The sequence below is a fragment of the Brevibacterium picturae genome (assembly GCF_030453725.1).
Taxonomy (GTDB): domain Bacteria; phylum Actinomycetota; class Actinomycetes; order Actinomycetales; family Brevibacteriaceae; genus Brevibacterium; species Brevibacterium sandarakinum_A.
The window spans coordinates 1-11625 of sequence record NZ_JAKDJU010000095.1; the positions used below are offsets into that span (position 1 = coordinate 1).

General features: G+C 65.8%; 9 protein-coding genes. 1 reads left to right on the forward strand and 8 read right to left on the reverse strand.

What is annotated here, in order from left to right; all coding sequences use genetic code 11:
- The 8 genes from L0G76_RS10315 to purD form a co-directional block, all read right to left on the reverse strand.
- The coding region (locus tag L0G76_RS10315) for an NAD(P)/FAD-dependent oxidoreductase (RefSeq protein ID WP_304357157.1) at nt 1–782 on the reverse strand (782 nt) is incomplete at its 3' end.
- Between the two features lie 124 nt (nt 783–906).
- On the reverse strand, nt 907–1761 hold the full coding sequence (locus L0G76_RS10320; protein WP_304357158.1) for an ABC transporter permease: 855 nt from the start codon (nt 1759–1761) through the stop codon (nt 907–909).
- 1 nt (nt 1762) lies between these two features.
- Nucleotides 1763–2668 carry an ABC transporter permease gene (locus tag L0G76_RS10325; protein WP_304357159.1) on the reverse strand — a complete coding sequence of 302 codons (906 nt, stop codon included), beginning with the start codon at nt 2666–2668 and terminating at the stop codon, nt 1763–1765.
- On the reverse strand, nt 2665–3828 hold the full coding sequence (locus L0G76_RS10330; protein WP_304357160.1) for an ABC transporter substrate-binding protein: 1164 nt from the start codon (nt 3826–3828) through the stop codon (nt 2665–2667). The genes L0G76_RS10325 and L0G76_RS10330 overlap by 4 nt, the downstream gene beginning before the upstream one ends.
- Nucleotides 3821–4981: an ABC transporter ATP-binding protein gene (locus L0G76_RS10335; RefSeq protein WP_304357161.1), complete on the reverse strand. Its 1161-nt coding sequence runs from the start codon at nt 4979–4981 to the stop codon at nt 3821–3823. Before L0G76_RS10335 ends, L0G76_RS10330 begins: the two co-directional genes overlap by 8 nt.
- Nucleotides 4978–6693: an amidohydrolase gene (locus L0G76_RS10340; RefSeq protein ID WP_304357162.1), complete on the reverse strand. Its 1716-nt coding sequence runs from the start codon at nt 6691–6693 to the stop codon at nt 4978–4980. Before L0G76_RS10340 ends, L0G76_RS10335 begins: the two co-directional genes overlap by 4 nt.
- An 83-nt stretch (nt 6694–6776) precedes the next feature.
- On the reverse strand, nt 6777–8273 hold the full coding sequence (locus tag L0G76_RS10345; protein WP_304357163.1) for an aminobutyraldehyde dehydrogenase: 1497 nt from the start codon (nt 8271–8273) through the stop codon (nt 6777–6779).
- 381 nt (nt 8274–8654) lie between these two features.
- Nucleotides 8655–11054, reverse strand: a complete 2400-nt coding sequence (gene purD, locus L0G76_RS10350; protein ID WP_304357164.1) for a phosphoribosylamine--glycine ligase — start codon at nt 11052–11054, stop codon at nt 8655–8657.
- A gap of 33 nt (nt 11055–11087) precedes the next feature.
- Here purD and L0G76_RS10355 point away from each other — a divergent pair.
- Nucleotides 11088–11625 (forward strand): asparaginase (locus L0G76_RS10355; protein ID WP_304357165.1); only part of this gene is annotated, 538 nt, incomplete at its 3' end.

Sequence of the window (11625 nt, forward strand, 5' to 3'; positions counted from 1 at the left end):
ACCCGCTGCGCCGTGATCGTCGAGACGCTCGCGGACCCGGGCGCGGAGCTCGCGGACCCGGGCGCGGAGCTCGCGGTTCCGGACGCGGGCGCAGAGTTCACTCGGGTCGTCACCTGCACCGTCGACGTCCGGTCGCTGACATCGGTGACCTTTGTGCCTTCGAAGACCTCGACGCCGAGTTCACGGATGACCCGCAGCAGTTCCCAGCACAGTTCGGCGGGGTTGACCAAGGCAACCTCGCGAGAGTCCCAGAGGGCACCCTTGTACGTCGGTGACTTCACGATCTGGGCCAGTTCCTGCTGATCGTAGAAGATGAAACCAGCCTCGGGGTCGTGCGCTTCGCGCAGCTCCGGAACCTGGTAGTCCTCGGTCGCGACGTCGAGTTCACCGGTGCGTTCGAACTCGACATCCATGTCGTACCTGGCCACGGCTGCTTCGATCGCGTCGAGGTTCTCCCGCCCCAACTGCGCCAGACGCTCGTTCTCATCCGGCAGATGCGATTCGCCGTTGTCATAGCCGTGGGTGAGGCTGGCGGCACAGAACCCGCCGTTGCGCCCCGAGGCGGCCCACCCGATCGTGTTCGCCTCAATCAGGACGACGTGGCGATCGGGGTCACGTTCCTTCGCCTGCAGAGCCGTCCACAGGCCGGTGAAGCCACCGCCGACGATGACGAGGCCGGCCTCGAGATCGCGGGTCAGCGGTGGCTGGGGCTCCGGCCGCTGCTCGGAATCGAGCCAGAACGGAACGGTCGAGGCGTCGGCCAGTGCGACTTTGACGTCCATGTCACTTCTCCTTCTGCCTTGCGGCAAATGTCAACTGTGTGCAGGTGTGCGGGCCTCGCAGACTCTGGGCCCACCTCGGCGAGAACTCGCGGACTCCGGGCCCACCTCGGCGAGGGTCCGGGAATCATCCGGCCATGGTCTTGATGATCTCCGTCGAGCTTCCCCCGGTCTTGCGCAGAGCCAGGGCGCAGACCCCGAGTGCGATGAGGGTGAGTAGGAACATGAGAGTCGAGATCGCGGCGATCTCGGGCCGCAGTGCCACCTTGACCGCAGCGAAGATGTAGACCGGCCACGGTGTCGACCCCGGCAGCTGGACGAAGCTCGAGAGGATCGTGTTGTCCAGGCTGAGCGTGAACGACATGAGGGCGCCGGCGAAGATGCCGGGAGCCGCGATCGGCAGGGTGATGTCGCGGAACCTCTGCCACGCGTTGGCACCGAGGTCGGCGGCGGCCTCCTCGAGCTGCTGGTTCATCCCGGCCATTCGCGCCCGGATGATGAAGGTCACGACGGCCATCGAGAACATTGCGTGCGAGATGATCAGGCGGACCAGTCCGTCGTTGAACGGGGTCAGCCCCCAGTCCACGCCGAGCGTGACGAACCACGGCAGGAAGGCGATGCCGTCGACGATCTCCGGGGTGAACAGTGTGGCACCGAGAACGACGGTGAGTCCGACGGCCCACCACACCCCGCGCTTGGCACGGGCGAGGGCGACGCCGCCGATGGTGCCGAAGATGGTCGCCACGATCGCCGAGCCGACGGCGGCCTGGAGGCTCGTGAATACGGTGGCGACGATGACGTCGTTGTCGAGTCCGTTGGCGTAGGCGTTGAAGCCGAACTCGGAGAAATTCGCGAGCACCTTGCCGTTGTTGAACGAGTAGGCGACGATGACGGCGATCGGCAGGAACAGGTAGATGAAGACCAGGATCCCCCATGCGCTGAGGAGCCTGTCGGTCAGCGGTTTGCGGATCGTATGGGCCATGTCATGCCCTCCCGTTCGAGATCGGAATACTGTTGGCCTTCGCCGCGATGAGCTGCCCGATCTTGAGCAGAGCGAAGCCGAGGCCCACGACGACGACAGTCGAGGCGATGAGGACGACGGCCATGGCCGAACCCAGCGCCCAGTTCTGAGCGGAGTTGAACTGTTCGGCGATGAGCTGGCCGATCATCGACCCGCTCGCCCCGCCGAGCACGGTGGCGGTGATGTAGTCGCCGTTGAGTGGGATGAAGACGAGCAGGCAGCCCGAGATGACGCCCGGCATCGCCATGGGCAGTGTCACCTTGAAGAAGGTCTTGACCTTGTTCGCGCCGAGGTCGTAGCTGGCTTCGCGCAGCTTCGTGCCCGACCGGTCGATGGCCACGAAGAGCGGCAGGATCATGAGCGGCAGATAGTTGTAGACGACGCCGATCTGGACCGCGGTGTGGGTGTAGAGAATGTCGATCCTCTCCTGCGTCAGCCCCAGCGCCATGAGCCCCTCGGAGAAGAAGCCCGTGGGGGAGAGGATGATCTGCCAGCCGAGCGTGCGGACGAGGAAGTTCGTCCAGAACGGCACCATGACCAGAGCCAGGGCGAGGCTGCGCCGGGCTGGGGAGATCTTCACCGCGATCCAATAGGCGAAGGGCAGTGCGATGAGCAGACAGATGAACGTGCCGAGGAGCGAGATCCGCAGCGTGGCGAAGAACGTCGACACGAAGGCCGGATTCAGCGCTTCGGGGAATCGATCGAAGCTGAGTTCATCGGTGGCCACCGCCGTGTAGATGTCCGGCTTGTAGCCGAAGCTGAAGAAGAACACCATCGCCACGGGGATGACGAAGAAGAAGAGCACGTAGGCCCACGTGGGAAACGACAGTGCCGCGGGTCCGAAGATTCTGTTGCGAAGCGGAATCATGCTGCTCCCGACCTCCTTTTGGCCTCGGTGAGGATGTCGACGCGTGCCGCCATTCCCTCATTGAAGATGCTGGCCTCGAGTCGATCGAGAACCTCCTGGTCCGGGAAGATGAGATCGAGGTAGTCGAGTTCGGCCTCCTTCGCCTTCTCCTCCGTGCCCTTGACCCCGATCGGATAGCCGATGTATTCGATCTGGGTCATGGTGTTGTCGGGGGAGATCATGAAGTTGATGAACTCATGGGCGGCATCCGGATGCGGTGCCCCGGTGGCGATCGCCCAGCAGTCCATCCAGAGATTCGCCGAGGGCGTCGGGAAGACGTACTCCCAGTCCTCCGGGTTGTCGACCTCGTTGAAGCCCTGACGGGCGTCGCCGTTGTAGGACTGCATGAGGTCGAAGCTGCCCTGGATCATTCCCGTTGATGCGCTGCCGAAATAGGCACGGACATTGGGCGCGATCTCGTCGAGGATGATCTTCTTCGCCTCGGCGAGCTCCTTCTCATCGGTCGTGTTCAGGCTGTAACCGAGGGTCGCCAGCGTGATCGCCGTGACCTCCCACGGGTCGGACAGCAGCGATGTGCGCCCGGCGGCCTCGCCCTGGGCAGCATCGATGAAATCCTGCCAGGAGGTCATCGTGCCCGAGATGACATCGGTGCGGTAGGCAAAGCCGGTTGTGCCCCAGGCCTTGCAGATCGTGTACTCATTCCCCGGATCGAAGTCCTGGTCGATGAAGTTCGGATCCATGTGCGAGAAGTTCGGAATCAGGGACAGATCCAGGGGTTGGAGCAGGTCATGGCTGGCGAACCGGTCGATCTGGGAGCCGGTGGGGACGACGACGTCGTAGCCCGAGGTTCCGCGGCTCGAGGACAGCTTGGCGATGAGCTCCTCGTTCGATCCGTAGGAGTCGACCTGCAGGAGCACATCGAAGTCGTCGCGGAACTTCTCCAGCAGATCCGGAGAATCGTAATCGCCCCAGGTATAGAGGTTGAGCTTCGATTCGAGCTCGCCATCGGTCGCCGGTGAGGCGGCCATGCTCGTATTCCGCCCGCACGCGGTCAGAGCCCCGAGGCCGAGGACGCCGAAGCCGGCCAGAGCCGCTCGTCGTGTGATCCTTTCGACCTTGTCGTGCGGAGCGAGGACGCTGATCGGGGAGCGCTTACTCATCGGCGAACACCGCCACCGCATCGGAGTCCCAGGACAGCGCAACCTCGTCGCCCTGCGCGAAGATCTGGGCACCGGCCGCTGGGACACGAGCGAGGACCTCGTCATTCGAGCCGGAACGCACCATGTACTGCACGACATCGCCGAGGAACGAGGTGGAGATGACGGTGCCCGGGGCCGTGTTCGGCATCGTCCCGGCAGCGGGGTCGGCCCCGGCGACTCGCATCCGCTCGGGACGGATGGCGGCTCGGACCGTGTCACCTTCACGCAGGGCTCCAGCGCCGGCGGAAGAGTCCGCCGTGACAGGTTTGGACTCGATCGCGCTCGTGTGCATCACCGAGTTCTTACTCGTCAGGGTCGCCCCCGCGTCGTCGACCTCGGTCACGGTGACCGGGATGAAATTCTGTTTGCCGATGAAGCTCGCGACGAACCGATTGCCCGGCTCCTCGTAGATCTCCTCACCGCTGCCGACCTGCTGGATGACCCCGTCGTACATGACGACGATGCGATCACTCATCGCCAGCGCCTCCTGCTGATCATGGGTGACGAACACGAACGTGGTGCCGAGTCTCGCATGCAGGCGCTTGAGCTCGAGCTGCATCTCCTCGCGCAGTTTGCGGTCGAGAGCCGACATCGGTTCGTCGAGCAGAAGGACCTGTGGGCGATTCACCAGGGCGCGGGCGAGGGCGATGCGCTGCTGCTGACCGCCGGAGAGCTGTTCGGGTTTGCGCCCTGCGAAGTCCTCCATCTGGACCAGCGCCAGAACCTCACGAACCCTCTCGGCGATGTCCGGCTTGGGGACTTTCGCCTGCTTGAGCCCGTAGGCGATGTTGTCGGCGATGTTCATGTGGGGGAACAGCAGGTACGACTGGAACACTGTGTTCACCGGGCGCCGATGCGGCGGGAGGCTGACGATGTCCTTGCCCGACAGTAGGATCGCCCCGTCTGTGGGAGTCTCGAAGCCTGCGATCATGCGCAGCAGGGTCGTCTTTCCGCAGCCCGAGGGGCCCAGGAGGGACAGGAACTCGCCCTTGCGCACGGACAGGTCGAGACGTTCGATCGCGGTGGTGTCCCCGAAGACCTTCTTGACTCCTCGGACCTCCAGGTGCCCGACCTGCGGGGGAGCAGATGACTCTGGCGTGACTGTCGTGGTCATGATTGCCTTTCAGGCTGTGTGACTGGAATGGACTCTGGGGCGGTGTCGTCGTGGACGATCCGACCGTCTGCGACTGTCAGTTCGTTGTGCACCTCGACGAGTCTCTGCGGGGCGATGTCGAAGGGGTTGGCACTTGCCAGCGCGAGATTGGCGACCTGGCCGGTGCGGATGGTCCCGTTGGTGTTCGAGCGCAGCAGGTGTGCGGACCCGGAGGTGTAGGCGCGCAGCGCGGTGGTCAGGTCGATGGCCTGCTCGGGCAGGAGCGGTGCCGGGTCGCCCGCGTCCGGGTGCGAGCGGTTCACGGCGACATGGATCGCCTCCCAGGGGTTCGGCGTCGAGACCGGCCAGTCCGAACCCATGGCCAGGTGGGTCCCTGCCTTTGCGAATGACCTGAATGGGTACAGCCAGCTGGTGCGTTCGGCACCGAGGTAGGGAATGTTGAGGTCGAGCAGCTGCTGGTCGTGGCAGGCCCACAGTGCCTGCAGATTCGCGGTGATCCCGAGCGTCGCGAAGCGGTCGACATCAACGGGGTCGACGACCTGGACGTGGGCGATGTGATGGCGGCGGTCGCTGTCTGTGCCATCGGAGTATCCGCTGTCGCTTCCGATGGCTTCGAATGCGTCGAGGGCGGCCTTGATGGCAGCATCACCGATCGCATGGCAGTGGATGTCGAAGCCTGCCGCGTCGAGGGCGGCGAAGGACCGGTGGAGGTGCTCGCGGGTGAAGTAGCTGGTGCCGAATCCGCCGCAGGCGCAGCTGTACTCAGCACTCATTGCGGCTGTCCGGGATTCGACGATGCCGTCGAGCATGAACTTCACCGAGGTCGTGCGGAACTGTCCCTGAGTTCGCCGCTGCTCGAGCAGGGCCGCGACCTGGGCGTCGATGTCATCGACGTCACGGGGCCACCACAGGCTGCCGACCACCTCGGCGGACAGATCGTCGGTGTTCTCCGCGTCGACATAGGCATCGAAGGGGGAGCGATGGCCGGAGTAGTCGCCGACGATCGCATCCATCCACGCGGTGACGCCGAGTTTGTGCAGGAAGGACTGCCCGGCGAGCAGCCCGGCGCGGACGGCGGAGTTGGCAGCGGCGGGGACGATCCCGGAGACGATATCCATCGCGGATTCGTGCAGGCACCCGGTCGGTGCGCCGTCCTCGTTCTTCTCGATCACGCCTCCGGGCGGGGTGGGGGTGGAGGTCTCGAGGCCGGCGAGGTCCATGGCCCTCGAATTCACCCATGCCGAATGATGATCGGCACTGAGCAGGATGATGGGCCGGTCCGGGCTCAGCTCGTCAAGGATCGCGGCTCTCGGTGCGCCTCCGGGGAAATCGGACATCGACCACCCGCCGCCGGTGACCCATCCATCTGCTGCTGTCGTGGCGGTCGCGGCAGTCGCGGCATCGACAGCAGCTGTGGCTTCCGGAGCGGTTGCGGCCAGGTAGTCCCGGATCACGTCGAGGGAGGCCTCGAGCCCCTGTGCTTCGCTGAGATCGCAGGCCAGGGACTCCTGTCCGCCGAAGGTTGTGTGTACATGGGCGTCGACGAACCCGGGCGTGATCAGCTTCCCCGTGGCCGTGATGGTGCGTTCGGCAGGTTCGGGCGCCGCGCCGACGCCGATCTCGGTGATGATTCCGTCGCGAATGCTGATGCGGTCCGCGGGCAGGACGGCGTGGCCGTCGAAGATGCTGACGTCGAGAACGTCGAGGTTCATATTCCTCCCGACTTCCTTGTCGAAGGTGAGGCGGAGACGCGCCGGACGCGCTCCGCAGGATGTCATTGTATGTGCACCGGGGCTCAGGACGTGAAGACGGTGTCCTGCCATTCGTGGTGCGGGTCCTCGTGCTGATCGATGAACACGTGCTTGACCTGCGTGTACTCATCGAACGAGTACTGGCTCATGTCCTTGCCGAACCCGGAGGCCTTGTATCCGCCGTGGGGCATGTCGGAGACGATCGGGATGTGCTCGTTGATCCACACGCATCCGGCCTCGATGTCGGCTGCGGCACGCATCGTCCGGTTCGTGGTCGTCGTCCAAGCGCTCGCCGCCAGACCGTACGGGGTGTCGTTGGCCAGGTCGATGGCCTCGTCATCGGTGTCGAAGGCGATCGCGACGAGGACGGGACCGAAGATCTCGTCCCGCCACACCTCGGCGTCGGTGTCGATTCCGCTGATGAGCGTCGGCGCGTAGTACGCCGTTGACTCGGTGTCCCCGGGCAGAGCCTCGCCGAGGTGGTTGTGCGTGGGCACCTGCCCGCCGCAGTGGATCGTAGCCCCGGCTTCACGGGCGCGATCGACCATGCTGGCGACCCGTGAGCGGTGGGTCAGCGAGATCAGGGATCCCATGTCTGTGGCGGGGTCCGTCGGGTTGCCGACGCGGACGCCGTTCATGAGTTCGGTGACCCGATCGGTGAAGGCCTCGAAGTGCCCGCGGGCAACGATGGCCCGCGTGGCCGCGGTGCAGTCCTGTCCGGAGTTGATGAGTGTCCCGGCGACGGCACCGCGTGCGGCGGCCTCGATGTCGGCATCGTCGAAGACCACGAGCGGGGCCTTGCCGCCGAGCTCGAGGTGGACGCGGGAGCCCTTGGCCGCGGCGAGTTCCATGATGCGACGGCCCACCTTCGTCGATCCGGTGAACGAGGACATGACGACGTCCGGATGGGTGATGAGCGCTTCCCCGGCTTCGAGACCGTCACCGGCGATGACGTTGATGACTCCGGGGGCGAAGCCTGCCGCGGTGGCCGCCTCGGCGAGGATGAGCGAGGTCCCGGGAGTCATCTCCGAGGTTTTGAGCACGATCGTATTGCCGGCCGCGACGGCGGGGAAGATCTTCCACGCGGCCATCTGCAGCGGGTAGTTCCACGGGGCGATGGAGCCGACGACGCCGAGGGGTTCGCGCCTCGTCATCGACGTCGACTTCTCCCAATAGGTTCCGGCGGCCAGGCCGGTGAGCTGACGGGCGGCGCCGGCGAAGAACTTCGCGTTGTCGATCGAGCCGGGCACGTCGAATTCCTTGGCCAGGCGGATGGACTTGCCGGTCTGTAGGGATTCGAGCTCGGCGAGCTCGTCGGCACGGGCCTCGAGCTGAGTCGCCAGGGCCAGCATCATCTCTGCCCGCTCTCCCGGGGTCAGCGCCTTGAAGGCGGGGTAGGCGGCCTTCGCCGAGGCGACTGCTGCGTTGACGTCGGCGGAGTTTGCCAGCGTGTACTCTCCGATTCGCTCACCCGTTGCCGGGTTGACGAGGGTGAAGGCCTCGCCGCTGCCTTCGCGATAGCTGCCGTTCCAGTAATGCATGGTGTCACTTCCAACCGAGTTGCACGTCAATGTGTGGCTCGTGCGACATGATGTGTCGCCGGTCACTGTCGGATCCACCCTAGCGGAACCGGCAGGTGGTTTCCACCGATTTCGTTGTATGAGACGGCTTGACGCTGAGAAAACCTCGTGCAGAAATGTGAGGACTGCTGATTCAGTGTTGTTCTGTGCGTTTTTCGCGGGCAGAGACGTGTGGCGGATGTACAGCAGGCCGGGTGGGGCGACACAACATTCCAGCGCATATAGGCACCGAAACAACGCCGCACCGCCGGGACACGCATGCGTGCGCAGTGGTGTCGGCGGTGCGGCGTTGTTTCGGTGAAGCAGCGTTGCAGGGGTGACGCGGTCAGGCTGTGATTGGCCTCAGCCGGGGAACTTCTGTCCGGTGAGCCTTTCGAAGGCCTCGATGTAGCGGGCGCGGGTCTTTTCGATCACCTCGGCGGGCAGCGCCGGTGGGGGAGTGTCCGAGGACTTGTCCCAGCCGGACTCTGTCGTCAGCCAGTCGCGGACGAACTGCTTGTCGAAGCTCGCCTGCGCCTGGCCTGCCTCGTAGCTCTCGGCATCCCAGAAGCGAGACGAATCCGGAGTGAGCACCTCGTCGCCGAGGACCAGCGTGCCATCGGGCAGCGTGCCGAACTCGAACTTCGTGTCGGCGAGGATGATGCCGCGCTCACGGGCGATCGCCTCGGCCTTCTGGTAGATCTCGATGGTCAGGTCACGGGCCTTCTCGGCCGCCTCGGTGCCGATGGTCTCCGTGATCTGGGCGAAGCTGACGTTCTCGTCGTGGTCTCCCAGCTCGGCCTTGGTCGCCGGCGTGAAGATCGCAGGTTCCAGACGGTCGGCTTCGATGAGACCTGCCGGCAGCTGGATTCCGCACACGGAACCCGTGGCCTTGTAGTCGGCCATGCCGGAGCCGGTGAGGTAGCCGCGGGCCACGCATTCGATGGGCAGCATCGACAGGTTCTTCACGATGAGACCGCGGCCGGCCACGGCCTCGGGGACATCGGAGCTGATGACATGGTTGCCGATGACCTCGGAGAGCTGGTCGAACCACCACAGACTCAAGCCGGTGAGCACCCTGCCCTTGTCGGGGATCTCGGAATCGAGAACCCAGTCATAGGCGGAGATGCGATCCGAGGCGACCATGAGCAGCTGCTCGGTCGAGGCGGCGTCAGCGGCGTCGTCGGGGATGTAGAGGTCGCGGACCTTGCCGGAGTACACGTGCTCCCAGCCCGGGAGCTCGGGAGCCGTGGAATCGAGTCGCGCTGAGGCGCTCGAGCCCGGTGACGGTTCCTCGACAGGGAACGGCAGCGTCGGCTCATCTCCCGACGCCGCAGCCTCTCCCGACGTCGCAGCCTCTCCCGACGCCGCATCGGTCGGAGCAGCCTCTGCCGACGGCACGGCGGCCGCCCTCTCAGGGGCCGGGTAGATATCGGCGACGGTGATCTGCCCGCGGGCGGCCACCTCGGCGATGTCGGTCCTGTGCTGTTCGCCGTCCCATTTGACCTCGGTCACAGCGGCATAGGCCTTGGCCCGTGCCTCGTCGAGGCCCGAGCCCAGCGAGACGATGGAGAGCACACGACCGCCGGCGGTGACGATGTCTCCGGTCTCGGCGACGTCCTCGGAGATGACGGTGTCCTCCGGGGCGAACCCAGCCCCCGTGTCTGTGGCCCGGGCGGTCCCGGCGTGGAGGATGTGGACGTCCTCGAGCCCGTCGGCCGTGTTGAGACCGCGGATGATGTCGCCGGTGCGGGGAGTGTTCGGGTAATTCTCGGCGGCCATGACCACGGTCACCGAGGTGCGCGGGTCCCACTCGAGCTCGCCGACCTCGTCGAGGCGACCCTCGGCGGCGGCGAGCATGGTCTGTCCCAGCGGGCTGCGCAGACGGGCAAGAACGGACTGGGTTTCGGGGTCGCCGAAGCGGACGTTGAACTCCACGACCCGCAGGCCCTTCGAGGTCAGGGCGAGCCCGCAGTAGAGGAGGCCGACGAAGGGGGTGCCGCGGCGGGTCATCTCATCGACGACCGGCTGGGCGACGGTGTCCACGATCTCATCGACGGTGCCGGCCGGGATCCAAGGCAGCGGCGAGTAGGCGCCCATGCCACCGGTGTTGGGCCCCGTGTCCCCGTCGCTGATGCGCTTGAAGTCCTGGGCAGGAGCCAGGGGAACGGTATGCTGCCCGTCGCTCAGCACGAAGAGGGAGACCTCGGGGCCGTCGAGGTAGTCCTCGATGACGACCCGGTCTGAGACCTCGAGGCACGAGGTGGCGTGGGTCAGTGCCTCGGCCCGGTCCGAGGTCACGACGACGCCCTTGCCCGCGGCCAGGCCATCGGCCTTGACCACGTACGGAGTACCGAAGTCGTCGAGGGCCGCGGCCGCCTCCTCGGGGGTGTAGGCGACCACGGTGCGTGCGGTGGGCACATTCGCCGACTCCATGACCTCCTTCGCGAACGCCTTCGAGCCTTCGAGGACCGCGGCCTCGGAACTGGGCCCGAAGACCGGGAACGAGGACTCACGCAGGGCGTCGGCGACCCCGGCGACCAGTGGCGCCTCGGGGCCGATGACGACGAGGTCGACGTCGAGCGTCTCCGCCAGCGCAGTGACCGCTGCGGAATCGTTCACATCCACGGCTTCGGTGTGCGCGATCGCGGCAATTCCGGGGTTGCCGGGTGCGGCGATGACGGCGTCGACCTGGGGGTCGCGACTGAGAGCAAGGACGAGGGCGTGTTCGCGGGAGCCCGAACCGATAACAAGAACCTTCACACCACCAGCCTATAAGGTCGTAGGCTTGACTGCGTGTCTTGTTCCACATTCGCCTCCGCCGACGCCGCCGAATTGGCTGCAGTCGTTCGCAGTGGATTCCTCGAATCCCGCCATATCGGTTCCGCCGTCGTCCTCGACCCGGATGGATCACCGCTGATCAGCCTGGGTGCGCCCGAGGCTCCCGTATTCACCCGGTCGAGTCTCAAACCGCTGCAGGCCATCGCCGCGATGAATCTGGGTGCCGCGGTGTCCGGCACCTGGGCGGCGCTGTCGACCGCGTCCCACACATGCGAGGCCGGCCACGCCGAGGCGGTCGCCGGGATGCTCGAATCCGTCAGTCTCAGCCCCGCCGACCTCCAATGCCCGTCCGCGCATCCCGCCGACGGAGCCTTCCGACGAAGCCTGCAGGCAGACGCCTCCGCTGGTGCCGACGCCTCCGCTGATGCCGGCGCCTCCTCGGGTGCCGGCGCCTCCTCGGGTGCCGCTGGCAGCAGCGACCCGAAGTCGCCCCTGTATTTCAACTGCTCCGGCAAGCACGCAGCCTTCCTCATGGCCGCGCTCGCCTCCGGCG